At 54.2% G+C, this 25626-nt stretch carries 15 protein-coding genes; 12 read left to right on the top strand and 3 right to left on the bottom strand.

Annotated elements, in window-relative coordinates:
• Window positions 1-51: 51 nt before the first annotated feature.
• Entirely contained in the window at window positions 52-327 is a 276-nt protein-coding gene (locus tag RC85_RS12050; protein ID WP_149752714.1) for a hypothetical protein, read from the bottom strand.
• Window positions 328-666: 339 nt separating this feature from the next.
• Between RC85_RS12050 and RC85_RS12055 the strand changes: the two genes are divergently transcribed.
• The 11 genes from RC85_RS12055 (at window position 667) to tnpA (ending at window position 17208) form a co-directional block, all read left to right on the top strand.
• Window positions 667-1482, top strand: coding sequence for a GNAT family N-acetyltransferase (locus RC85_RS12055; RefSeq protein WP_068262958.1), 816 nt, complete (start codon window positions 667-669; stop codon window positions 1480-1482).
• 1035 nt (window positions 1483-2517) lie between these two features.
• On the top strand, window positions 2518-3597 hold the full coding sequence (locus tag RC85_RS12060) for a transposase (RefSeq protein ID WP_068262960.1): 1080 nt from the start codon (window positions 2518-2520) through the stop codon (window positions 3595-3597).
• A 300-nt stretch (window positions 3598-3897) separates the two neighbouring features.
• Window positions 3898-6096: a recombinase family protein gene (locus tag RC85_RS12065; RefSeq protein ID WP_084422597.1), complete on the top strand. Its 2199-nt coding sequence runs from the start codon at window positions 3898-3900 to the stop codon at window positions 6094-6096.
• A 161-nt stretch (window positions 6097-6257) separates the two neighbouring features.
• Window positions 6258-6605 (top strand): hypothetical protein, encoded by a 348-nt coding sequence (locus tag RC85_RS12070; RefSeq protein WP_162273201.1) that lies wholly within the window; start codon window positions 6258-6260, stop codon window positions 6603-6605.
• A 956-nt stretch (window positions 6606-7561) separates the two neighbouring features.
• A complete protein-coding gene (locus RC85_RS12075; protein ID WP_068262966.1) occupies window positions 7562-8566 on the top strand; it encodes a LacI family DNA-binding transcriptional regulator in 1005 nt (334 codons plus the stop codon).
• A gap of 87 nt (window positions 8567-8653) precedes the next feature.
• Window positions 8654-8839 (top strand): putative periplasmic lipoprotein, encoded by a 186-nt coding sequence (locus tag RC85_RS12080; RefSeq protein WP_068262968.1) that lies wholly within the window; start codon window positions 8654-8656, stop codon window positions 8837-8839.
• Between the two features lie 83 nt (window positions 8840-8922).
• Window positions 8923-10215: a DUF1559 domain-containing protein gene (locus RC85_RS12085; protein WP_068262972.1), complete on the top strand. Its 1293-nt coding sequence runs from the start codon at window positions 8923-8925 to the stop codon at window positions 10213-10215.
• A 105-nt stretch (window positions 10216-10320) separates the two neighbouring features.
• A complete protein-coding gene (locus tag RC85_RS12090; protein WP_068262974.1) occupies window positions 10321-11907 on the top strand; it encodes a sulfatase in 1587 nt (528 codons plus the stop codon).
• A 22-nt stretch (window positions 11908-11929) separates the two neighbouring features.
• Complete coding sequence (locus tag RC85_RS12095) at window positions 11930-14161, top strand: PSD1 and planctomycete cytochrome C domain-containing protein (RefSeq protein ID WP_084422598.1); 2232 nt, start codon at window positions 11930-11932, stop codon at window positions 14159-14161.
• Between the two features lie 3 nt (window positions 14162-14164).
• Window positions 14165-15601, top strand: a complete 1437-nt coding sequence (locus RC85_RS12100; RefSeq protein ID WP_068262976.1) for a DUF1501 domain-containing protein — start codon at window positions 14165-14167, stop codon at window positions 15599-15601.
• A 1154-nt stretch (window positions 15602-16755) separates the two neighbouring features.
• Complete coding sequence (tnpA, locus tag RC85_RS12105) at window positions 16756-17208, top strand: IS200/IS605 family transposase (RefSeq protein ID WP_068262977.1); 453 nt, start codon at window positions 16756-16758, stop codon at window positions 17206-17208.
• An 819-nt stretch (window positions 17209-18027) separates the two neighbouring features.
• Here the strand turns inward: tnpA and RC85_RS12110 are convergent.
• Window positions 18028-19323 (bottom strand): aminotransferase class I/II-fold pyridoxal phosphate-dependent enzyme, encoded by a 1296-nt coding sequence (locus RC85_RS12110; protein WP_068262979.1) that lies wholly within the window; start codon window positions 19321-19323, stop codon window positions 18028-18030.
• 599 nt (window positions 19324-19922) lie between these two features.
• Between RC85_RS12110 and RC85_RS12115 the strand changes: the two genes are divergently transcribed.
• Window positions 19923-23492 carry a glycoside hydrolase family 2 TIM barrel-domain containing protein gene (locus tag RC85_RS12115; RefSeq protein ID WP_068262981.1) on the top strand — a complete coding sequence of 1190 codons (3570 nt, stop codon included), beginning with the start codon at window positions 19923-19925 and terminating at the stop codon, window positions 23490-23492.
• 454 nt (window positions 23493-23946) lie between these two features.
• Here RC85_RS12115 and egtB read toward each other — a convergent pair whose 3' ends face one another.
• On the bottom strand, window positions 23947-25218 hold the full coding sequence (gene egtB / locus RC85_RS12120; RefSeq protein WP_068262985.1) for an ergothioneine biosynthesis protein EgtB: 1272 nt from the start codon (window positions 25216-25218) through the stop codon (window positions 23947-23949).
• Between the last annotated feature and the right edge of the window lie 408 nt (window positions 25219-25626).

The raw sequence follows: 25626 nt of genomic DNA on the forward strand, positions 1-25626 counted from the left end.
CATGGTCTCTTCCGGTACTACGCAACGAACGCCCTGTCAGTTTTCATTCGCTTACGGTTCCAAAAGTCGGTCTTCGATGTCGGCCAAGCGATCTTGCAGAGCGGCTACCACGCCATCGGCTTGGTTGGCTTTGGTCTGCAGGTTGGCCAGGATCGATGCGTGCTCTTTAGCTTGCGATCGGTAGCGTTTTCGTTCGTGGTCGAACGGCGTTGCTTCTGCTTTCTCGATGTCTTGACATTCCCAGCTTTCACGCTTGCGGGTCTCTTCGTCAAGATCGGCCAGTGCGTGTTCGGCTTCGTGCAAGTCTTCGAGGGCCGAATCGTACAATCGAACGGGGACACAATCGAACGGGGACAGGGCACGCGCGAGAGTTGTTGGCTGAAATGATAGCAAGTGCGATTGCAGATTGTCCCTGTTTTGCCTGACCATCGGGGGCTTGGTGCGCTAACCAATCGACGATTCGCGGCAGGCTTCGCCCAATGGGTCTGCACGGTCATCGGCGATCGCTCGCAGGCAAAGTGACAAAAAACACAACTTGTTTTTTCGAAAACGATTAAGTTGAATAAGGTCGGTCAAAACCAAATTGGCGAGCGGCATCAACCGCTGTGACCGGTGAGTACATTGCTTGGATGAAGTAACGTTCGCTTATGCACAATGAGAGACATCATGCCCGCATCCTTGATTGAAATCCCAATGTCGATCGACGATTTCCGTGTCATGCCGCATCGGTTGGGGTGGAAGCATGAGTATTGGGACGGGATGGCTCGGCTGTCGCCGAGCCACGGTGCCGTTGCCAAGTTTGAGTTGCGTTTTAATCAAACGCCTCCAGCTTCTTCCACTTCGAAGAGTACCTATGACATTCGTGGGGTCGGTGACGTTGATCGAGAGTCGCTTGTCCAGTTACACATCAATGCCTTCGATGATTCCATTGAATTTGCAGGCTACTCCGATGCAGCATTTGAGAAGGAGCAGCGGCGAAGTATGTCTGCCTTTTTCGCTCCAGAGAATTCGACCCGAAGACGGCGAGGGCTCGCTAAACATTCCTTTGCCGTTGTCGATGGAAACGATTCAGTCGCAGCGATCTTCATCCGCGAAACTCCCGATGGACTTGCGGTCGAGCCAATTTTGGTACACCCACGATATCATCGAAAGGGTTTGGCGTCGGCACTGTTTTGGCAGTCGTGTCGTGCTCTTGCCAGCGAAGGAGTCAAGGTGTTGCGCAGCAGTTGTCATTTAGGAAACCATGCGAGCATGAAGTGGCATCTTGCAATGGGGTTTCGAGAAACACCGAACGTGACGGCGGCTTCCGCGCGGGCGAACCATCACCACTGGATGGCCAGGCACCATCGCTTTCAGGGAAGGTTGAATGAGGCAGAATCGCAGACCAAACTGGCCCGATCTTGGGACCAAAAATACGAGTCGTGGCAAGAGGCTTGGATCGCGGAAATCGAACAAAGCCGAAGCGAAGCTAAAAACCAGTGACAGTAAGCCATGATCAGTTGGCCCCATTGAAGCGATACCGCATCGACGGCAAGGTGAGTCACGCCCCCACTTTCCGCGTTCTCACGAACGCGTCAATTCATCACGTGGAGGAGTGAACCGCTATTCGACGCGATACTACTCAAACAGGTTCAGAAGTCCGCACGCAGGCCTGATGGAATTCTTGTTAGCGTCTTGTCATCGAGCGTTAGCGGTTTAATCGTTGTTTCGTGACCAGTTTTTTTGGATCGATCTTTAAGGCTCATTCGACGGAAGAGTGCGCCGCACGAACGCCGAGATTTTTCAGGGAGCCTTTGAGTTTTCAATGTTGAGGGAAGGGAAGACCGGGGCATGTTCGAGCAACATCTTCAGCATTCGAGATTACTTGCTCGGTTCGAGATGGCGATCCGCTTAGGATTTGTCACGAAACAACTTCCCGGTTTTGATCCCGGCATAATGTGGCACTCAACCGCCGAACCGCGCGGCCATCGCTTAGTGGCACTTGCTTTCAACACTGAACTGCCCCGGAGGGGTCATAGCACTTTGCCGGTGGCCAACGGCCACCGGTAATCGACCAGAAAAGATGGTTTGCCCCGGAGGGGTAATCGAACCGATGAATGCTCGCTGCCGCCCCTGCCGGGGCTTGGGTTTTTGGTGCGTTTGGCTCCCGTGGGCCAAAGCCCACGGCACCGTGCTGACGCCCCGTCCGGGGCTAAGTAAGTGGCATTGGGGCATCGTCCCCCGCGTCCACGAGACTTGCGTGGTCATCGCTTAATGGCACTTGCTTTCAACACTGAACTGCCCCGGAGGGGCATAGCACTTTGCCGGTTGCCAACGGCCACCGGTAATCGACCAGAAAACATGGTTTGCCCCGGAGGGGTAATCGATTCGCTGAATGCTCGCTGCCGCCCCTGCCGGGCAACGCTATGAAGCATTTTGGCACCGAAAAAATTGGGGTTTTCATTTTCGTGGGAACATGAAAAAAGCCAGATTCCCCCCACACCAACTGAAACGCTTCAGTCAGAAAGGAATCTGGCCATGTCTCGTAAGCAATCTCGATCCCGACGCTCTCGCAACCCCAGTTCTCAATACAAGGTCAAGAATCGAGACGTGTTGCAGAAAATCTTCACGGAAGTCTTGTTTCCCGAGAACCAAATTTTTGCAGACTGGATTCTGCATGGCAACATCAAGTGGAAGCCCGAACAACTCGTCTCACAGGCAATCCTTTTCGGATGGCAAGAAAACAAGCATCTCAACGATCGCTTCGAGTTCACTTTGAAAACCTGTCACGACATCGGCTTGACGCATGTCGGCAACAGCTACACGTCCATGATGAACGCGCTAGCCGGTTATGGCGAGCAACTGCGGATTCCGGTCCGAAAGCAACTTCACCAAACAGCCGAATCCATTTCGGGAAAGCATTTCCGCGTCGGCAAGTATGCCCCCATCGCTTTTGACGGATCAAGATTGACAACACCGCGGACCAAGTCCAACGAAGATGCGTTCTGTGCTCCAAACCATGGCAGTGGAAAGACTGCCAAGTATCGTAAGAAGCAGACCAAGGGAATGCGTCGCAGCAAGAATGAAAAGAACAAACCGCATCAACCCAAGCCGCAAGTCTGGCTGACCATGATGTGGCACATGGGACTAAAGCTTCCGTGGACATGGAAGATCGGTCCCTCCAACTCGAGTGAACGGGCGCACGTTCAAGACATGATTGAGGAGGAAGAATTCCCGGAAAACACGCTCTTTTGTGGTGACGCGGGATTCATCGGCTATCCACTGTGGAGCAAGATCATCAACAGCGGAAACGACTTCCTCGTTCGCGTGGGAGCCAATGTGAGCTTGCTTAGTGAACAAGCAGATTTCTCGATGAAGTCCGGCGGCATCGTTCTGTGTTGGCCCAAAGGACAGATGAAATCAGGGGCTAAACCGCTGCGTTTGCGTTTAAAGAAGGTGACCTTGGGCAAAACCACCGTATGGCTGCTGACGAGCGTCTTGAACGGCAGAGATTTATCGGTCAAGCGAATGGTCAAGCTCTACAAAATGAGATGGGGAGTGGAGAACTACCAAGCAAGATACGCCGGAAGACACCCCTTGTATCTGCTTGCCGCCTGAGAAAAATGGGGTTTATCGCGTCTGCGTCCGGGCGCTGCTTATGCTAGCAAACTGGACGCAGCAGCGAACTCTGGCCCACCCAACGGATTCCACTGACACAGGAGGTTTGTCATGCCCAGACCAGAAGTCCCCCCCCGCGCCGACCTGCCGGGACGATAGCGCAGGCCCGTCCTCCAGCGAGGACGGTGCGGCTGAAGAAACTTTGGCATCAACTGCCCGAAAGCCAAAGACAAGCGATCGTCGATCGACTCGCGATCATGCTCGCCGCACAAATGCCTCCTCGCCAAAAGGAGGCAAGTCATGAGTAAAGCAACTGCGAAACCAAAGTCACCAAGAACGTCTGAACCCACTACGCAATCTCCCAGGCAAACGCTCGCGAACCTAGTCTCGCCAAAACTAAAGCAGATTCACCTTGATCGATTGGCCATTGTTTATGTTCGGCAGTCGAGTCCTCATCAGGTGCGAGAACATCGCGAGTCGACAGCCTTGCAATACGCATTGGTCGATCGCGCGATCGAACTTGGCTTCCATCGGAGTCAAGTCATCGTCATTGACGAAGATCAAGCGCAAAGCGGGACATCAATGGTGGCCCGAACAGGATTTCAGCGATTGCTCACGGAGGTCAGTGACGACAAAGTCGGGCTGATACTCGGCATCGAAATGAGTCGCTTGGCAAGATCATGTAAAGACTGGCATGCGTTGCTGGAGATCTGCGCGATCTACCAAACACTGCTATTGGACACCGATGGGATTTATGATCCAAGCGATCACAACGATCGACTGTTGTTAGGACTCAAGGGAACCATGAGCGAAGCGGAATTGCATCTGCTGAGAAATCGAATGTATCGCGGACTATGTAACAAAGCCGAGCGTGGTGAAGTACTCAATCATGCGCCCATTGGTTACGTCCGCACACTGAGCGACAATTTCGTGATTGACCCAGATGAATCGGTTCAGAGTGTCGTGCGAAGTATCTTCGATCGGTTCGCCAAGTTGGGCAGCATCAGCGGTCTGCTCAAGTCATTGGTCCACGACGAAGTTCAGATCCCAGTGCGTCCCCACTTCGGAGACGATCGAGGTGAACTTCAGTGGCGTCGGCCCAATCGCGTGACTCTGCTGAACCTGTTGCATCATCCGATCTATGCAGGTGCGTATCGTTGGGGCCATCGCGACGTGGACGCGAGAAAGAAGATCCCTGGTCGTCCAAGTACCGGTCGAACCTTGCGTGATTACAAAGACTGTCGAGTCTTGATTCAAGATCGATTCGAGGCCTACATCAGTTGGGAGCAATTCGAGAAAAACCAGCGAAAACTACAGGAAAACAGCCGTAAAGCGGGGCGGTTCTCCAGTCCCGTCGGTCGCGGCGAGAGCCTCTTGGCAGGACTGGTTGTGTGCGGTCGCTGTGGTCGCAGTATGAGTGTCAGCTACAGCGGCAAACATCTACGTTACACCTGCCAGCGAGGTGCGGTCGACTACGGCGAAGAAATTTGTCAGAGCCTTGCTGGACGAGATCTCGATGAGTCGATTGGTCGCTTGTTACTCGAAGCGATCCGTCCGGCTTCCTTGGAAGTGAGCCTCGCCGCAGCAAGTGATATCGCCAAGCAGCGCGGCGAGGACGACCGCAGGTGGAAGCATCGGTTGGAGCGGATCAACTACGAAACGGAGTTGGCTCGGCGAAGCTACGCTGCGGTCGATCCAGAGAACCGTTTGGTGGCAAGACAACTTGAGTGTCGCTGGGAAGAAAAGCTTTCTGAGCAAGAAACATTGCGTCAAGATTATCAACGATTCACAGCCGACCAACCCAATGATTTATCGGCGTCAGAGCGTGAACTGATCCATTCGTTATCGGAAAACATTGAATCGCTTTGGCGAGCGGAGACGACGACCTGCGAGGATCGCCAAACGATCGCACGGCTCCTGTTAGATCGAGTCGTCGTGTCGGCGAATCCGTCAAACGAACAGGTTGACGTGGACGTTCATTGGGTCGGTGGATTCAACAGTCATCATCACGAATCGCGTCCGGTCGACAGCTACAAACAGCTGAGCAACTACACGGAACTTGTTGCACGCATCGAGGAGTTGCAATCGACTGGTACGTCCTCAGCGGAGATCGCCGCATGTCTGAATGCCGAAGGATATCGTCCACCCAAGCGATCGAAAAAGTTCAACAAGTCGATGGTGACCCGTCTACTGGCAAGTTTACGACTTGAGCGCGGCGACGCGGGTAAGTCATCCAGTGACAGAACTCACTTGGCCGTGAATGAGTGGTGGTTAAGCGAGTTGGCAATGAAACTGAGTATGCCCGTCGCAACGTTGCATCGTTGGATCCGCGTCGGCTGGATACAAGCGCGCAAGGTATCCGAAGCGAGAGGCCAATGGGCGTTACATGCGGATGCACCTGAGCTTGAACGACTGACCAAGCTACGGGATTATCGTCGTGGATGGGGCGAAACAAAAACGCCAATTGAACTGACGACCCCAGGCCCAGTCAGCCGATAAATAACTCAAAGTGGGCGATGGATCGTTCACCATTTCGTACACCACGTACAAGCCGAAGCGAAGGAGCGCATTGTGAACGGGAGATCGAAGTCGAGTTTCGCGGCCTCAAACAGACTCTCGACAAAGGCATCCTGAGTTGTCGCTCAGCGGAACGGGTCGTTGTGGAATTAGACTGGTCGTTGTTCTCGCAGGCTTACGCCGAGTTGCTTTCTCTACGAGAGCAGATCCCTCAGCAATCTGACGAACCGATTCGGGTGAGTCTCGCCGAAACGATGCGAGCGATCCGTCGTGCGATGCGGGAGCGCAATGAGTCGGTCGCTAGCGACGAGTTGCTCGATCAGGTTCTTCGAACGGCCGTAATCGCAAGCTACAACAACCGGACTGACAAGAAGGCTCGGTATCGCCCACACAATCCAGACAAGAAGCCGCTGGGCGATCCAAAGGTGAGGGCACCTGATCTCGAAGAACAACAAAAACTCAACGAAAACCGGCTCGCAAACGCAGCGTAGAATGCTTCATAGCGTTGCCCGGCAGGGGCGGCAGCGAGCATTCATCGGATCGATTACCCCTCCGGGGCAAATGATCTTTTCTGGTCGTTTACCGGTGGCCGTTGGCCACCGGCAAAGTGCTATTACCCCTCCGGGGCAGTTCAGTATTAAAGGTTGAGTGGCACTTTTGATAGCCCCGGATGGGGCGTCAGCACGGTGCCGTGGGCCTTGGCCCACGGGAGTCCAACGCAGCAAAATCCCAAGCCCCGGTAGGGGCGGCAGCGAGCATTCATCGGATCGATTACCCCTCCGGGGCAAATGATCTTTTCTGGTCGTTTACCGGTGGCCGTTGGCCACCGGCAAAGTGCTATTACCCCTCCGGGGCAGTTCAGTATTTAAAGGTTGAGTGCCACTTACGATAGCCCCGGACGGGGCGTCAGCACTGTGCCGTGGGCCTTGGCCCACGGGAGCTAAACGCAGCAAAATCCCAAGCCCCGGTAGGGGCGACAGCGAGCATTCATTGGATCGATTACCCCTCCGGGGCAAATCATGTTTTCTGGTCGGTTACCGGTGGCCGTTGGCCACCGGCAAAGTGCTATTACCCCTCCGGGGCAGTTCACGATCGGGTCGAGTTCGACTGAACCCTGGCGGGATCAGCTACGGGTGGGGCGCTTTAAAGCTGCTTCGATGCGGTGTTTCGAGCTGGGCGGGATTGCGAAAGCGTAAGAATTCGCGAATTGGCACTACAAAACTGCTTGCTTGAAAGCGGTTTCACGTGTAAGGTGGGGATACGCCCCGGAATCAAGTCGCAGGCGCAATGAATCTTCCTTTGCTGGTGAGTGCTGGCGAAATGACGTGATAACGGTTTCAAGGTGTGACGTCGGCTTCCTGACTTCAATTTCGTCAATTGAACTTCAAAAAGTCGCGTCGCGTTCTGATTCAAAACACTAAAACTCCCACAGGCTGCGAAGACAGAGATGCGTACTTCTAAGGTCACGATCGAGGACATCGCAGGACGTGCGGGCGTTTCGAAGGCGACCGTTTCCCGAGTGCTCAACCGACCGACCACTGTCACCGAAGTGAAGCGAGAAGCTGTCAAGGTCGCGATGAACGAAATGGGTTTTAAGCCCAACCAGTTTGCTCGCAGTCTAGCCAATGGGCACTCAAACACGATCGGTATCGTGACTCAGAATATCGGTACGTCGTTCTATGATTCGATCGCTCGGTCGATCATTCAAAGCCTACGGCAAACGCAGTACGCACCGATTTTTAGTGACGGGATGTACGAACATGACGCTGAAAATGCAGCGATCAATACGCTGTTGGATCGGCAGGTCGATGCAGTGATTGTGCTGGGCGGTGACCTGACGCCTGATGAAATTCATGGCGGCGAAGACGCTGTCCCGATGGTGATGGTTGCTCGTCAGATCGAAGGCTGGAATGGCGTCTGTATTGGTGTCGACAATGTCGCGATGGGATACAACGCGACGAAGCATTTGATTGACGCTGGCCACGTTCAAATCGCACATGTCACCGGCAATCCGTCGCATGAAGATGCCGTCAATCGCGAAAAAGGTTATCGCAAGGCGCTCGCTGAAGCGAACATTCCGATCGACGAAGATCTGATCTTCCCCGGCAACTTTTACGGCCAAGCCGGCGTGTTGGCGGTGGAATCCTGGTTGATGCGGGGCAAGAGTTTTTCCGCTGTCTTTGCGGCCAATGACTTGAGTGCCTTTGGTGTTCGCTTGGCGCTGTCGCGTCGCAACATCCGGGTGCCCGACGAGGTATCAATCGTTGGCATCGACGACAAAATCGAATCCGCGTTAATGCCACCACCGCTGACGACGATCCGTCAACCTGCTGATGCGATGGGCGAGGCGGCGGTGAAGGCGGTAACGACCATCTTGTCGGGCAAGAAAACCGAATCCGTTTTGATGCAGGGCGAATTGATTGTCCGCGAATCGGTTTCGCGCCGGCATTGACTGCAACCACCTTAATCATGGCAACGTCCGTAGCGATTTCGCGAAGGGTGAAGCCGATCGAAGTTCCTTCTTATTAAAGGCGTAGTGATGAAAGTAACTTTTTTGGCAATCGGTGGACTCTTGCTCTCCAGCTTTTTGGTTGCTGGTTGCAGCAGCAGTGACACCAGCGTTCCCGAGGCCGGCGCACCGGCCCCGGCAGTCATGGGAGAAGAATTGTCGGAAGCAGAAAAAGAAGCGAAGGCGAAAGCGATCGCTGATGAAATGAGCAGGTAACTGCTCGATCAACGTGGCGACACATTGTGCAGGCAAGTTGACAATTTGATGTTTGTTTTTTGTTCTTAAATCGAGGTTTAGACATGTTTAGAAAAAGAGGGTCGTCGGGCTTTACGCTCGTCGAATTGCTCGTCGTGATCGCCATCATTGGCGTCTTGGTCGGGCTGCTGCTGCCAGCGGTGCAAGCCGCTCGCGAAGCAGCACGTCGGATGAGTTGCAGCAACAATTTTAAGCAGATTGGTTTGGCGATTCATAATTACCATTCAGCCTATAACTCGCTGCCAATTCATGGTGGCGGAACAGGGATGGATCCAGCGACCGCCAACTGGTTCGACGATACGGTTCGCACTAGCCAAAGTGAGCTGAGTTTTTTGGTAGGTCTATTACCTTTCATCGAAGCGCAAGCTTTGTGGGAGCAAATTTCCAACCCGATGAACAATGACCTGCAGGGCAACATTCCGCCCGCGGCCACTGCTCCGCTGCCATTCCCCGCGATGGGGCCTGTGCCAGGTTACTCAGTGATCGGTGCGATGGACCTCAGTTCCGACTACATCCCATGGCGGACTGAGATCCAGGCGTTCCGATGTCCGAGCGATCCAGGTTCTGGTCTGCCCGGTTGGGGACGAACGAACTACGCGGCAAGCATGGGGGATTCAAACTTCCCAACGCTGACGCATGGTCCGCTGAACAATCAACTGACGACCACGGGCACCCAGGGTTCCAACCGCGCGATCAATCACCGTGCGGGTGCGCGAGGCTTCTTTACGGTGCGTCAAAGAATGCGTTTCCGTGACATTTTGGATGGCCTTTCCAACACGATCGCCGCTGGCGAAATCGCGACCGACTTAGGCGATCGTGACAACCGAACGATGCCAGCGACCGGCGGTGGGCAGGCGACGACATGCAACCATGCAATGTCAATTACGATGCTGCCAATTGCGGCGCGTGCCGGTGCACGTGACTGGATCGATCCGTTGCGTCCTCAGTTTTGGCGTGACACAACGCCCATTGGTGGTGCTGCGTTTGGTCGCGGATACCGTTGGGCTAACAAAGCGCCTTGTTTTTCGATGGTCAATACGATCTTGCCACCTAACAGCGAATGCGTCCTAGGCGGGACTGGCATCGATAGTGATGGAATCGTTCCACCGAGTAGTCGCCATCAAGGCGGTGTCCATGTGTTGATGGGCGATGGTGCAATCAAGTTCATCACCGATTCGATCGAGGCCGGCAACAGCAGTGCTAGCCCCGTGGCCGAATCGCCAGCGATTGGTGGCCCGTACTGTAACGGTGCAGCACCAGGGTCTCGTTCCCCCTACGGACTCTGGGGTTCACTTGGATCACGTGCCAGCAAAGAAGTGATCCAGGAAGAATTTTGATCACCTTCGCTTTTGTTGAGTAGCAAATCTTGGGATGGCTTTGATCGTTTGATCGAAGCCATCTTTTTTTAAACCTTGAACGTAACCCAGAATGCCAATATCCAAATGAATGTCACCCTGCGAAGCCGAATCGTTTTCTGCCACATCGTCAGCGTTATCTGCGGAACTTGCTTTTTCAACTCGTTTGCAAATGCACAAAACCAGAATACTGCGCAGGAACAAAATGCTGATCGCCCCAACGTCTTGATGATCTGTGTGGACGACTTGAACGATTGGATCGAACCGCTTGGTGGGCATCCGCAAGTCAAGACGCCCGCGATCAAGGCGCTAGCCGAAGCGGGGTTGAACTTTCGCAACGCTCACTGCCAATCGCCGTTGTGCAATTCGTCGCGGACCAGCGTGATGTTGTCGCGGCGACCGGCGACGACGGGCGTGCATGGACTAAACCCGTGGTTTCGTAAAATACCGGCTTTGGCGAAGTCGAAATCGATGCCCCAGTATTTTGCCGACGCTGGTTACGAGACTTACACTGCCGGAAAGGTTTACCACAATAGTTGGGGACGCAATTTGCCAGCGGGTTCTGATCCCGAATTCCAACATTGGGGACCAGGCGGTTGGCCAGGAATCACGCCACCAAAAAAGCTGATCCCGCCCACGCCCGCCGGCAACAATCCGTGGGTTGATTGGGGCGTCTTTGATCACCAGGACAATCAAAAAGGCGATTGGAAAGTTGCTGATTGGGCGGAAGAAAAACTGACAGTGATGCCCGGCGACAAACCATTCTTTATGGCGGTCGGTTTCTTCTTGCCTCACGTCCCCTGTCATGTCACGCAAAAGTGGTGGGACATGTACCCGGAAGAAACGTTGCAGATGCCGCCGATGCAAAAAAACGAACGTGCAAACTGTTCGCCGTTTAGTTGGTACCTGCACTGGAACCTTCCCGAGCCAAGGTTGAGCTGGCTGGAACATCACAACGAACACAAAAACCTGGTGCGTTCCTATTTAGCAAGCATCAGTTTTATGGACAGCCAGGTCGCACGCGTGATGGCCGCCCTGGAAAAATCGTCGCACGCAGACAACACCATCATTTGCCTGTGGAGCGATCACGGTTTCCACCTGGGCGAAAAAGAAATGATGGGCAAGACAACGCTTTGGGAACGATCGACTCACGTGCCACTGATCTTTACCGGCAAAGGCATCGAGCCGCGAAGTAGTAATCAACCGGTCGAATTGTTAGACGTCTTTCCCACGCTGGCGGATCTGGCCGGGTTGCCGGTTCCTGAGTTTGTCGAAGGCGTCAGCCTGGTGCCGCTGATTACAGACGCCGATGCAAAGAGCAAGCGACCAGCAGTGACCGAACACAATCCTGGTAACTCATCAATCCGCGATGAACGTTATCGATTGATTCACTACGCCGACGGCAGCGAAGAGTTGTACGACATGCAACAGGATCCCAACGAATTCAATAACCGCATCGACGACGAATCACTCGCCGAAGTCAAAGAGCGATTGCAGCAATACGTGCCACACAACCAAGTGCCGTTGGCACCGGGCAGCGGACAACGAATCTTGGAAGAACGTGAAGATGGTTTGTATTGGGAAAACCAAAAGATCGATCCCGACAATCCACCGATGAGCACCGGATCGACAGAGAAAGCCGATCTTCCACGCAAAGTATTGAGTAGTAAGTAATTGCCGAGGTTTCCAACTAGCCATGCCAAGTCTTAAGCGACGAAACGCCATGCATCGTTTGCTTTCCCTTCAGTTTCACTTGCTAACTTTTACGCTGGCACTTGCCGCACTTGCTAGCCAGGCGAAAGCGGTCGACTTCAATCGTGATGTTCGACCGATCTTGTCGGATAAGTGTTACGTGTGTCATGGCCCTGATGCGGAAGCCCGCCAGGCGGGCTTGCGATTCGACACCGAGGAAGGTGCCCTGGACGCAATCGTCGCGGGCGATCCAGACGACAGTGACCTTGTTTTTCGGATCGAATCGGATGACGAAGATACGGTGATGCCCCCGCCGGATTCGCACCTGGTTTTAAGTGATAAAGAGAAGGCAACGCTTCGGCGATGGATTTCCCAAGGCGCGAAATGGGAAGGTCACTGGGCGTTTGAGCCAATCTTGCGACCAGGGGAGCCTGGTGTTGGCGTAAATCCTATCGACGCTTTCGTCATCTCAGGTTTGGATGCTAAAGCAATCACACCCGCGCAGCCGAGCGACCGCGCGACGTGGCTGCGGCGTGTCACTCAAGACCTAATCGGTTTGCCGCCAAGCATTGCTGAAATCGATGCGTTCCTTATCGATCAATCACCTGTTGCTTGCGAAAAGGTTGTCGATCGGTTGCTTGCCAGCGACGACTACGCCGAACGTATGGCGACGATTTGGTTGGACAATGCGAGGTACGCCGACAGCAACGGCTTTCAATTCGACAACCAGCGAACGATGTGGCCTTGGCGTGACTGGGTGATTCAAGCCTTTCAGCAAAACATGCCCTATGACCAATTCGTTACCGAACAATTAGCAGGTGACTTGTTGGAAAATCCGACACAGCAGCAATTGATCGCAACTGGCTTCAATCGCAATCACGGCTATTCGGTTGAAGGTGGCATTACTGACGAAGAGTACCGTGTCACGTATGCGAACGACAAAACGTCCACCGCCGGCACCCTGTTTCTTGGTCTGACGATGGACTGCACGCGTTGCCACGATCACAAGTACGACCCGCTGGACATGGACGATTATTATTCGCTTTACGCGTTCTTTAACACCAGTGCAGAGAGCGGTGCACCTGGTGAACCAGGCAGAGACCAAATGGCGGCGGCTCCGTTTATCGAGCATGGTTTCAGCGAAGACAATTCGTCAAAACCAGTTTTAGCGATGGTTATGAAGGAAGAACCTCGCACGACCTATATTTTGAAGCAGGGTCTATTTGATCAGCCGGGCGAAGAGGTTTCCCCAAGAACGCCTAAGGTCTTGCCAAGCTTCGATGGATACTTGCCCAACCGACTCGGGTTGGCTCGCTGGCTTTGCTCCGACGACAACCCGCTCTTTGCACGCGTCACAGTGAACCGGCTTTGGCAACAGTTTTTCGGAATCGGCTTGGTGAAGACGTCAGACAACTTTGGGTTGCAGGGCGAACTACCAAGCCATCCGCAGTTGCTTGATTGGTTAGCAGCGGAGTTTCGCGACAGTGGCTGGGACTTGCAAACGGTGATTCGCCATATCGTGTTGTCAGCGACTTATCGACAATCATCTAACTTTCGCACAAGCATTGATGATCCTGAAAACCGCTTGCTTGCCAGAGGCCCAAGTTTCCGTTTGCCTGCTGAACTGATTCGTGATCAAGCTCTTTTTGCGAGCGGTTTGCTGACCGGAAAAATAGGCGGCCCAAGCGTGATGCCCTATCAACCGCCGGGCGTCTGGGAAGATCTAAATGCACCGCCGTCGCATGTGGAAACCTACACTCAAAGCGATGGTTCGGATTTGTACAGAAAGAGTCTCTACACCTATTGGCGACGGGCTGCTCCCCACCCAGCGATGGCAACATTCGACTCACCTAGTCGCAATGTTTGTACGGTACAACGGATGGCAACCAATACTCCGTTGCAAGCGCTCGTTACGCTTCACGACCCAACTTACATTGAAGCAGCCAGAGCAATGGGTGAGGCAAACGCGGGTATGTCGCAAGAGGCTGGGTTGGCGATCGCCCAGGGATTCCGAGAGATCTTGTCGCGACAACCGCGAGACGTTGAACTTCGTTTACTGGAAGACCTGTACCAAGATCGGCTGGATTTTTACCGGCACAACCCCGATGCTGCGGAGCGGTTGTTATCTGTTGGACACCGAGTCGTAAAGCGCGGAATTGACAAACCCCATGTTGCCGCACTGACGGATGTTTACCACACCGTCTTTAACCTCAGCGAAACCCTCTCGCGAAAGTAAACAATGAACGAACAAATCCAATCAATGCTGGCCGGGATTAACCGTCGCCGCGCGCTTGGCACAATCACCGGCGGACTTGGTGCGATGGCGTTTGGCAGCATGCTGTCCGCTGATGGACCTGATGGCCAAGGCGAACCGGTGACTCATCACCCAGCCAAGGCCAAGCGAGTGATCTACCTGTTTCAGTCCGGTGGCCCGTCGCAGGTGGATCTGATGGACTACAAGCCAGCACTTAACAAGCTGCACGGCCAGGACATGTTTGCGAACGTCGAGCAGTCGTCGCGGTTGACCGGGTTCACCAGTGAGCACAAGATCCACCCGATTATCGACACGCAATACAAATTCAAAAAACGCGGAGAATGTGGTTCTTGGGTCAGCGATCTGTTGCCCCACATGAGCGGCATTGTTGATGACGTTTGCACAATCCGAGGCGTTAGCACGAAACTAGTCAACCATGATCCGGCAATGACGTTCATGCAAACTGGGCACAACTTGGCCGGCCGACCCAGCATAGGCAGTTGGCTTAGCTATGGACTGGGCAGCATGAACCGTGATCTGCCTGATTTTGTGGTCCTAGTTTCTAGCGGAGATCTGCCGACGATGCAGCCGCTCAATTCTCGGCTCTGGGGTAACGGATTCCTGCCAGGCCGACATCAGGGTGTAAGGTTTCGCAGCGGAGCTGAACCGGTGCTTTACCTGAATGATCCCAGTGGCAAAAGCTTGACCGAAAAACGCCGGATGCTCGACACGATCAATCGACTCAACGCCGAGGAGTTACAGCGGACTGGCAATCCCGAGATTGAAACACGTATCGCGCAGTACGAGATGGCATTTCGAATGCAGACTTCCGTGCCGGATTTGGCTGATTTGTCGGATGAGCCGGAATCCACGTTTGATCTCTACGGTTCGCAAGCTCGTCAAAGCGGAAGCTACGCCTTCAACTGCTTGATGGCACGCCGGCTTGCCGAAAGAGATGTTCGATTCATCCAACTCTATCACTCCGGCTGGGATCACCACTTTGATCTTCCATCGCACTTGCCCAAACGTTGTCGCGAAACCGATCGTGCAACAGCGGCGCTGATTACGGATTTGAAACAACGGGGTTTGCTAGACGACACGATCGTAATTTGGGGCGGCGAATTTGGCCGGACTGCGTTTAGCCAAAGTGGTGACGTCGCCAAGTCCTACGGTCGCGATCACCATGCAAACTGCTTCACCAAAATTGTTGCCGGAGGTGGATTCAGGGCGGGGCTTAACTACGGCGAAACCGATGAATTGTCCTACCGAGTCGTTCGCGATGAGGTGACCGTCCATGACCTGCACGCAACAATTCTGAATCAATTGGGAATCGACCACGAGCGGCTAACTTACCTTTCGCAAGGCAGGCGTTACCGGCTTACCGACGTCGAAGGGCATGTGGTTCACGGTATCCTCGCTTGACTTCTGATAAGCACTGCAACAATTTAGCGAATGACTGAACAATAAACGAAATCGAAAGTCGTCATCATCGGTGGCGGCTTTGCTGGGATCAGCTACGTTTTAAAACGGTCTCCTAGGCTGAGTGGCCGGTGGCTAAGATTGAAATCGCTGTCGGCCCTCCGGGCCTTTTCGGTTTTGGTTGTATTATCCGGTGGCTGCGCCACCGGCACCGGGCTTTTGGCCCTCCGGGCCTATGAGTATTTAGGAATTGTTATCCGGTGGCTTCGCCACCGGCACCGGGCTGCCGCCACTGCGTGGCTCAGAAACCGATCAGGCCCAGCGGGCCGACAATTGTTATCCGGTGGCTTCGCCACCGGCACCGGGCTGCCGCCACTGCGTGGCTCAGAAACCGACCAGGCCCAGCGGGCCGACAATTGTTATCCGGTGGCTTCGCCACCGGCACTGGGCTGCCGCCACTCCGTGGCTCAGAAACCGACCAGGCCCAGCGGGCCGACAGCACTCTGCCGGTGGCGCAGCCACCGGTTATTCGAAGCCAAAACCGACTAGGCCCAGCGGGCCGACAGCAATTGCCCCTATGCCACTGCCTGTGGGCTTAGGCATTTTCCGATTTGGGATTGATGCTCGGATGCTGTCGGCCCTCCGGGCCTAGTCGGTTTTTGTTGTCACTGACCGGTGGCTGACGCCATCGGCAGGATGCTGTCGGCCCTCCGGGCCTAGTCGGTTTTTGTTGTCACCTTGCCGGTGGCTGGCGCCACCGGCAGGGTGCTGTCGGCCCTCCGGGCCTGGTCGTGAACTCAGAGGCGACTTAGTTGGTCTGGTCTGTCCAGCCCAGCATGACTAGGCCCAGCATGACTAGGCCCAGCGGGCCGGCAGCCCAGTGCCGGTGGCGCAGCCACCGGTATCCCACCACCGCTTGTCGATAGGCCCAGCGGGCCGACAGCTCGGTGGCGCAGCGGCATGTCGATTAAGGCCGGGCCTACCGCATTGCCCGAGCCGTTACGGCCAACGGCTTACCATTACCGCTTGAATATCGATTCAATCGACAGGCTGGCAAGCCACCGGAGTCCCGCTACTCTTGTCGATAGAGCGATCGGGCCGGTAGCGATCCAGACACCACAGGCCTAATCTATTCCGCAAATTCAAGGATCAAAAAGATGGCTTCGACCCACCACATGTTGCTGTATCACTTTGTCTTTAGCACCAAGAATCGAAAACCTTATCTTCAACCTCAAACCCGGGATCGTGTGTTTGAATACTTGGGCGGGACAGTTCGCGGACTCGATGGTGTTCCGATTCGTATCGGTGGTTGGGTCGATCATGTTCACTTGCTGGTCAAGCTGAAGACGCAGCACTGCATCGCTGATTTTATGCGAGAGGTGAAGTCGAACTCGTCCAAACACTTTAATGAGTCAAGCGGGATGATCGCCAAGTTCGGCTGGCAAGATGGGTACGGTGTGTTCACAGTCAGCGGTAATGCGAAAGCAAAAGTGATTGCCTACATTGAAAATCAAGTCGATCATCATGCCGATGAGAGTTATTCGGAAGAGTATGTGCGTATGCTCAATGCAGCCGGTGTTGAATATGACGAGCGATATTTGTGGGATTGATGCTCGGGTGCTGTCGGCCCTCCGGGCCTTTCCGGTTTTAGTTGTATTAACCGGTGGCTTCGCCACCGGCACCGGGCTTTCGGCCCTCCGGGCCTATGAGTATTTAGGAATTGTTATCCGGTGGCTTCGCCACCGGCACTGGGCTGCCGCCACTCCGTGGCTTAGAAACCGACCAGGCCCAGCGGGCCGACAATTGTTATCCGGTGGCTGCGCTACCGGCACCGGGCTGTCGCCACTCCGTGGCTCAGAAACCGACTAGGCCCAGCGGGCCGACAGCACTCTGCCGGTGGCGCAGCCACCGGTTATTCGAAGCCAAAACCGACTAGGCCCAGCGGGCCGACAGCAATTGCCCCTATGCCACTGCCTGTGGGCTTAGGCATTTTTCGATTTGGGATTGATGCTCGGATGCTGTCGGCCCTCCGGGCCTAGTCGGTTTTTGTTGTCACCGACCGGTGGCTGGCGCCACCGGCAGGGTGCTTTCGGCCCTCCGGGCCTATGAGTGTCTAGGAATGGTTAACCAGTGGCTGCGCCACCGGCACCGGGCTTTCGGCCCTCCGGGCCTATGAGTATTTAGGGATGGTTATCCGGTGGCTGCGCCACCGGCACTGGGCTGCCGCCACTCTGTGGCTTAGAAACCGACCAGGCCCAGCGGGCCGACAATTGTTATCCGGTGGCTTCGCCACCGGCACCGGGCTGCCGCCACTCCGTGGCTTGGAAACCGACTAGGCCCAGCGGGCCGACAGCACTCTGCCGGTGGCGCAGCCACCGGTTACTCGAAACCAAAACCGACCAGGCCCAGCGGGCCGACAGCAATTGGCCCTATGCAACTGCTTGCGGGCTTAGGCATTTTCCGATTTGACGGACGGCTTGGCGCAGACGCTGTTCGTTTTCAACCAGCGACATTCGCAGGAAGCCTTCGCCTCCGCTGCCAAAACCTGATCCGGGACTGACCGCGACGTTGCCTTCTTCAAGCAACTTCATCGCGAAGTCCATCGTGCTCATCGAACTCTTCCATGGCTCGGGAACTTCGGCCCAAACAAACATGCCTGCCTTGGGTGGATTGACATTCCATCCCAATCGTTTCAGACCGCCGACCAACACATCGCGGCGACCTTGGTAGATTTCTGATTGCTTGGCTACCGTCGCCTCGGTTTCTCGCATCGCAACGATCGCCGCAATCTGGACTGCTTGGAACATGCCATAATCGTAATAGCCTTTGATCGTCGCTAAGCCGCGAATCATCTCTGAATTGCCGGCGCAGAACCCAACTCGCCATCCGGCCATGTTGTATCCCTTACTCATCGTCGTAAATTCGACGCCGACATCCTTCGCCCCCGGTGCGGCCAAGAAACTTGGTGGCAAGTAACCGTCGAACGCAACATCGGCGTAAGCAAAATCGTGGATGACCAAGAACCCATACTTCTTTGCCAAGCGAACGACATCGATAAAGAAATCAGGTTCGATGACCGCGGAGGTTGGGTTGTGCGGATAGTTAACGATCAGAACCTTCGGTTTGGGTTCCATGTTCTCGCACGTGAAAGCGACATCGCGAAGGAATTTGTTTGGGTCAGCCACGTCCAGCGACACGACGTTGCCGCCAGCCAAAATCACACCGTACATGTGAACGGGAAAGAATGGCGATGGAATGATCGCCGTGTCGCCTGCGCCCATCAACGCCAAGCACATGTGCGAGAAACCTTCCTTGCTGCCCAAGCACGCGATCGTTTCGTGTTCGGGATCAAGGTTGACGCCGTACTTGCGGTAATACTTGCTGGCCAATTCTCGGCGCAGGTTCGCGATGCCGTTGGATTTGCTGTAACCGTGGTTGCCTGGATCGGCCGCGGCGGTGTGCAGTTTCTCGATCACCAACGGATCCGGCGGATCGGACGGGTTGCCCATCCCCAAGTCGATGACGTCATCACCGGCACGACGCTTTTGGTACAGCGAATTGTTGATCCGACCAAACATGTACGGCGGCAGTCGATTGACGCGAGTGGCGAACTGAACCTCAAACGGCTTCGGTTCGGGATCAGTCGTTGGAGTATCAATCGGCGGCGCGTCGATATTTGGCGTGTCGCTGAGGATTTGCGGGTGATCGGAAAGCGGTTCAGACATGAGGGACCGTCTAGGGAATGGAATGGCCAAAGTGCCGGGTAACGTTATTACCGCAAGCGCATTGTCGTTCAGACACAAAAAAAATCCCAGGGGTTCTCTAAATGGTTTTCAGAGCCCCCTAGACAGCGATTCTGGACAGCGATTCCAGACAGCGACCCTAGACGGCGCCCAACGCAGTGGAGGGTTCCTAACTTGTTTAACCGCGTGGGCATCGCCCCGCGCGTCGCGCTGGCCCCACAACGCACGGCGATGCCCACGCGGCTAAACGAACCAACACGCGATGAACACTGCAAATTAAAAATTCCGACAGACCGAGCGTTCGCCGGGGGAACGACTCGAGCGGAAATGACCCAATCTACCTAGTCCAAACCATCTTTGCCGATCCAGCTCATGGCTGCGTATCGTCCAGCCCGCGAATTCCTTCAACGCGGTAGCTAGGTTGATGATTTGGGCGTTCCGAATCGAGCCACTCAAAACGGCTTCTCAGCGTTGCGTTAAATCGCTCTATCCTTCGCAATGGTTTGGTGTAGAAATGTTATTCTCCGTTGTGAACCACCAAAGTATGTGTTTTTTCGATACGCCTCCAAAGCAGCCTGCTGATGAACAAACGATCCCGAATGCACCTCGCAAAGTTTCTGAATTTGTTCCTGTTGTTTTTCACCTTATGCAGCACTTCGTCTGCTTTGGCCGGTTGGCAAGATCTGGACGTTATCCAGGTCAATGCCGAACAACCGCACGCGACAATGATGACGTATCCCGATGCCGAGTCAGCGATCGCGATGGACCCAACCCAATCGCCTTGGCTTAAGTCGCTTAACGGGGATTGGAAATTCAACTGGGTGCCCAGCGTCAACGAACGGCCGATGGATTTTTATCAGGTCGATTTTGACGATTCGGCTTGGGGCACGATTCCGGTTCCATCGAATTGGCAATTGCATGGACATGGAATTCCAATCTACACCAACATGAAGTATCCGTTCGAGAAGAATGCCCCCGTGATCGATCCGGCGATCAATCCCGTGGGCAGCTACCGGACCGAATTTGAGATACCAGAATCATGGCAGCAACGAAAAACAATAATTCATTTCGCTGGTGTGAACTCTTGTTTCTACCTTTGGGTCAACGGAGAAAAAGTCGGCTACAGCGAAGGTAGTCGGACGCCCGCCGAATTTGAGATTACTGAATACCTGAAACCTGGCAGGAATCAACTCGCCGTTGCGGTCTATCGATGGTGCGACGGTTCCTATTTAGAAGACCAAGATTTTTGGCGTTTGGCGGGGATCTTTCGCGACGTTTCGCTATGGTCGATCGAAGAGTCGCACATCCGTGACTTCAAAATCGACGCGTCGCTTGTCAACGATTATCAAGATGGTCGCTTGACCGTAACAGCAGATATTATCGGAGCCGAACGTGCGAAATGCGAGTTGCTTGATTCAAGTGGTAATCGCGTCGCGCAAGGCTGGGTGGAAAACGGTTCGCCGCTGGTGTTGGACGTGCCTAAGGTTAAAGCATGGAGTGCCGAGCGGCCTAATCTCTACAAAGCATTGTTGACGCTTTCAAATGGCGGCAAAACAATCGAAGTGGTTCCGGCGCGTGTTGGTTTCCGAACGGTTGAAATCAAAGGAAACGTGTTCTACGTCAACGGCGTCAAGTTAAAACTAAAAGGCGTCAACCGTCACGAAACGCATCCGGATTTGGGACAGGTGCCCGACCGCGATTCGATGATTCGTGACATTCGTCTATTCAAAGAAAACAACATCAACGCGGTACGCACCTGTCACTATCCCAACGACACACTGTGGTATGACCTTTGTGATCAATACGGAATCTGGGTGATTGATGAAGCCAACATTGAATCGCACGATTACGGAAACAACCCGCAAAACAAACTCGCCAACGATCCGGCTTGGGAAGTACCGCACGTCGATCGTGTGCGTCGCATGGCGGAACGTGACAAGAACCATCCATCGGTCATCATCTGGAGCCTTGGGAACGAGGCCGGCGTGGGACCGAACTTTGACGCGGCTTATCGATATCTGAATTCGAATCACCCCGAGCGTCCGGTTCATTACGAGGGCGAGAAACGCGAGGGTTACCAGGCATCTGATTTCAATTCAAAGATGTATTCGGATCAGAATTGGGGGCGCGAAGCTGGCGAGAAACCCAACGTGTTGTGCGAGTACACGCATGCGATGGGCAACAGCAACGGGAACCTTGCCGAGTATTGGCATGGCACGATCTATCAGCACGACAATCATTGCGGCGGTTTCGTTTGGGATTGGATGGACCAGGGATTGCGTACGCCCGTACCAGATTCGCATCAACCAAACGTGGGTGTCGGACCGGTCCGGGAAGACTTCTTTGCCTACGGTGGTTGGCATGAAGATAAGCATGGCATTCACCATGACAACAATTTCTGCATGAACGGTTTAATTGCGTCCGACTGGACGCCGCATCCGGGTTTGTTTGCGATCAAACACGTCTACCGAAACGTTCACGTCACACCGATCGATTTGATGGCTGGAACGTTCACCATCAAAAGTTGGTTTGATACGGTCAACATGGACGATATTGTCAAAGGAAGTTGGGTGATTGAAGAGAGTGGTAAGGAAATTGCCAAAGGCGATTTGCCAGCGCTAGATATTCCAGCGCGTGGCGAATCGCAAATCCAAATTGACATGCCAAGCTTGGAAATCAAACCAGGTGCGGAGTACTTCGTGACCCTGCGTTTTGTTGCAAAGCAGGCGTACAGTGAACTAGTTGAACCGGGCCATGAATTGTCGTTTGAACAGTTTAAGCTGCCCAAAGAAACATCGGCGATCCGAATCCAACCCGCTTCGTTGCCAGCGCCGAAGCTTGTCAAGGCAGACGGAAAAGCGACGGTTAGCGGTGATGATTTTCAGGTTGTTTTCGATACCAAGGCTGGAACACTTGAAAGCTATTCTGTCGATGGGAAATTGCTAATTGAAAATGGGCCAAGTTTAGACTTATGGCGTGCCTACACCGATAACGATAAGGCTCCGATCAAATACGGAAAACTCGGCAAGGTCTGGAAAGATGCGGTCGATCAACAAGTCGTAACCGAAGCAAATCTTGATGTGTTGCAATCCGGTGCGGTCCGAATGACGGTTGACGCACGACTGCCATCCGTTAGCTCTGTGTATCGAATCGTTTACACGGTCTACGGCAACGCAGAGATCGATGTTGACGTGGCATTGAAAATCTCGGCGAGTCCGAAACAAAAGTATCCGCATCGTGTTGGAACGCAGTTGCAACTTGGCAAGCAGTTCAACCAGATACAGTGGTTTGGACGCGGCCCCAACCCGACCTATGCGGATCGCAATTACGAGCGGATTGGCGTGTTCGGTGGAACCGTGGACGATCAATGGATCGACTACTCGCGACCCCAAGAAAACGGCAACAAGGTCGATGTCCGCTGGGTTTCGCTGACGAACGAAAATGGCGATGGGGTGTTGATCTCTGCCGCGGGCGAACCGTTGTCGGTGGGTGCGAGACACTACGGCGTCAAAACGATGGAAAGCTCTGAGTACTCGTTTCAAATGGAACGCTCGCCAAACATTTTGCTGAACATCGACCATCGGCAAATGGGAGTCGGCGGGAACAACAGTTGGGGACAGACGGCGCTGAAACCGTATTTGTTGACCGACCGAGAATTCCAATACTCGTATCGAATCCAATCGATCAATGCAGGAGAATCAATTGCTCAAGTGATGGATTCCGCAGTGGATGCTGAACCGGTTGACTTTGAAAGTTTGAAACCGCTCGCGTCTGGTTCCGGCCCCAAGGGCAAGTTTCGGTCGTCGAGTTCAGAGACGACCCGAGGAAACGTCGCAAAATTGGCGTTCGACGGCGATCCAAACACGCGTTGGTGTGCCGCTGATGGAAGTACGCCTCAGTGGGTTTCCAAAGACTTGGGCAAGCAGACAAAACTGAATCGAGTTGGCGTCGTCTGGGAATCGGGTGGGCCTTACGCTTACACCGTGCAAGCGTCATCCGATGGAAACGATTGGAAGACACTCGCGTCGAGTAACACCAAAGGCTCAGAACAATCGCACGCGGTCAACGCAACCGCGCGGTATGTTCGCATCCATTGCACGGGTGTGCCAAGCGACCAGTGGGTGAGTGCCAGTGAAGTAACGATCGAGTGAAGTAACGATCGAGTGAAGCAACGATCAAGTGAAGCACCCGACTGTCCAGCGGAATGAAATCCGTTCTACAACGACTTCGCTAACCTTATCCTGGGCCGCTAAATCTTTGGGGTTAAAGTCATTCTTGCTTGCGCTACTTTCTTTCTCTACGCCATCGGCGTTAAACAACATAGCCCAGGGTTAAAGTCGTCAATCGCCTTGGCGATTTGACGCTGCAACCCTGGGTCACGGAGCACCAGCAGCCCCCCTCCCCCGTCCCCGATTTTGGCGGCTTCGCCGTCAAAATCGGGGACGGGGGAGACTAATTCGTTAACGTCATCAACCCAGGGTTGCGGTTTGCTTCGCTACGCTCGCAAAACCTTAACCCTGGGCTATGGTGTTTAACGCCGTTGGCGTACTTCAGTAGGGACGGAACAAAACTTGGACCTCCAATGTCCGCGTCAACGCCAAAGATTTAGCGGCCCAGCCGTATCCCTGAAAACTGCCACCGCGTGTCGGCGGGGAAAAAGTTTCGATAGGTGGATCGTATGTGACCTTGTGGCGTTGCACACGAACCGCCTCGCAGCACGAATTGATTGCACATAAACTTGCCGTTGTATTCACCCAACGCACCTGGCGGTGGTGCATACCCGGGATAGGCACTGTACTGGCTGCTGGTCCATTCCCAGACATTTCCAAACGCGTGGTCGAAGCCATGATTCTGGACCAGAGCCCTCGGGTGTATCGCCTGGTTTGCGGAGATTAATTGGTCTGACCAGCAACCAGAATCAGGTTTGATTGAAAGTGAATCGACCATCGCTTCCCATTCGAATTCCGTCGGCAATCGACAGCCTGCCCAACGTGCGTAAGCATCGGCCTCGAAATAGCTGATGTGGCAAACCGGTTCGTTCATCGCAATCGGGCGTGGGCCAGCGAGCGTGAAGTTTTCCCATTCATCGCCTGCCTTTTTCCAGTACAGCGGCGCGGACCAGTCGTTGCTCTGAACCGCGTCCCAACCGGCCGATAGCCAGAACTCCGGCCGCGAATAACCGCCGTCCTGCATGAACTGCAAGAACTCTGCGTTGGTGACCGTGCGGCTGGCGACCTGATAGGGAACCAGGTGAAACAAGTGCCTTGGCGATTCGTTATCAAATGAGAATCCTTCGCCATCGTGTCCGATCGACACCAAGCCATCGGGGCCGTCAACCCATTCGATCTCACTGGCGTCGGCGTCGGCGTAATTTTCTGAAACCGATTCGCGATAGGTCGGCAGTAGCGGACTGCACGCCAGGCCATGTTTGATGTCGGTTAGGATCAGTTCTTGATGCTGTTGTTCGTGGTTGATTCCGATTTCGAGAACAGCGAGTTGGTGGTCGTTGAATTTGCCCGATTCCAAGTTCTCTCGCACAAGCGAATCGACATGCTTGCGATACTCACGGACCTCGTCCATGTTCGGTCGCGAAAGACAACCGCGTCGTGAACGATCGAACAGTTCGCTGACCGAGTTGTAGTACGAATTAAAAAGCTGCTCGAACTGCGGCGATGGCGAAACGTATCCCGGCAACTGTTTCAACAGAAACGTTTCAAAGAACCAAGTCGTATGAGCCATGTGCCAACGAGTGGGGCTGGCGTCCGACATCGACTGGATCGAGCAGTCTTCGGCGGATAGAGGTTCGGCAAGTTGCTCGGTCAAACGACGCACGCTTGGATAACGTTCAGCCGCCACGTTGGAATCAATTTTTGGCATCAAAAACTTCACCGATTTCGACAATCAGACAATCAAACGGTTTCTAAAGCCTAGCTGGACAGCGCTACTTTCGTTGGCAACCATCGGAATTTGTTAGGTTATCCAACCAATTTTACTTTATTTCGGTCAACGCGTTCACCGTGCATCGTTGTCAAGCTCTAACACGCACGGGAGGATTCTGCGGTTGCAGGCACGCTTTTTGTAGGCCGTAGCGAGTGGAGCGAGTTACGGCACTTGCAGACATGCCGTAACTCACTCCACTCGCTACGGCCTACTTTAGTATTCCGCGTCACCTCAATTTTCGGGTAGCGGAACTCGCCAAGAGTTTCGGCTACGAGGGGGACGCCGAAAGTCTACGCGACTTCCGCTACCTCCTAACCGAAGATTGAGCTGACATGGACTACTAGG

It is taken from the genome of Rubripirellula obstinata (genome assembly GCF_001642955.1).
In the GTDB taxonomy this organism is placed as follows: domain Bacteria; phylum Planctomycetota; class Planctomycetia; order Pirellulales; family Pirellulaceae; genus Rubripirellula; species Rubripirellula obstinata.

What these genes read in the sequence shown, in the direction of transcription:
- RC85_RS12055 (WP_068262958.1), top strand. Translation starts at nt 667, where the DNA reads ATGCCCGCATCCTTGATTGAAATCCCAATGTCGATCGACGATTTCCGT.
- RC85_RS12060 (WP_068262960.1), top strand. Translation starts at nt 2,518, where the DNA reads ATGTCTCGTAAGCAATCTCGATCCCGACGCTCTCGCAACCCCAGTTCT.
- RC85_RS12065 (WP_084422597.1), top strand. Translation starts at nt 3,898, where the DNA reads ATGAGTAAAGCAACTGCGAAACCAAAGTCACCAAGAACGTCTGAACCC.
- RC85_RS12075 (WP_068262966.1), top strand. Translation starts at nt 7,562, where the DNA reads ATGCGTACTTCTAAGGTCACGATCGAGGACATCGCAGGACGTGCGGGC.
- RC85_RS12080 (WP_068262968.1), top strand. Translation starts at nt 8,654, where the DNA reads ATGAAAGTAACTTTTTTGGCAATCGGTGGACTCTTGCTCTCCAGCTTT.
- RC85_RS12085 (WP_068262972.1), top strand. Translation starts at nt 8,923, where the DNA reads ATGTTTAGAAAAAGAGGGTCGTCGGGCTTTACGCTCGTCGAATTGCTC.
- RC85_RS12090 (WP_068262974.1), top strand. Translation starts at nt 10,321, where the DNA reads ATGAATGTCACCCTGCGAAGCCGAATCGTTTTCTGCCACATCGTCAGC.
- RC85_RS12095 (WP_084422598.1), top strand. Translation starts at nt 11,930, where the DNA reads ATGCCAAGTCTTAAGCGACGAAACGCCATGCATCGTTTGCTTTCCCTT.
- RC85_RS12100 (WP_068262976.1), top strand. Translation starts at nt 14,165, where the DNA reads ATGAACGAACAAATCCAATCAATGCTGGCCGGGATTAACCGTCGCCGC.
- tnpA (WP_068262977.1), top strand. Translation starts at nt 16,756, where the DNA reads ATGGCTTCGACCCACCACATGTTGCTGTATCACTTTGTCTTTAGCACC.
- RC85_RS12110 (WP_068262979.1), bottom strand. Translation starts at nt 19,323, where the DNA reads ATGTCTGAACCGCTTTCCGATCACCCGCAAATCCTCAGCGACACGCCA.
- RC85_RS12115 (WP_068262981.1), top strand. Translation starts at nt 19,923, where the DNA reads ATGAACAAACGATCCCGAATGCACCTCGCAAAGTTTCTGAATTTGTTC.
- egtB (WP_068262985.1), bottom strand. Translation starts at nt 25,218, where the DNA reads ATGCCAAAAATTGATTCCAACGTGGCGGCTGAACGTTATCCAAGCGTG.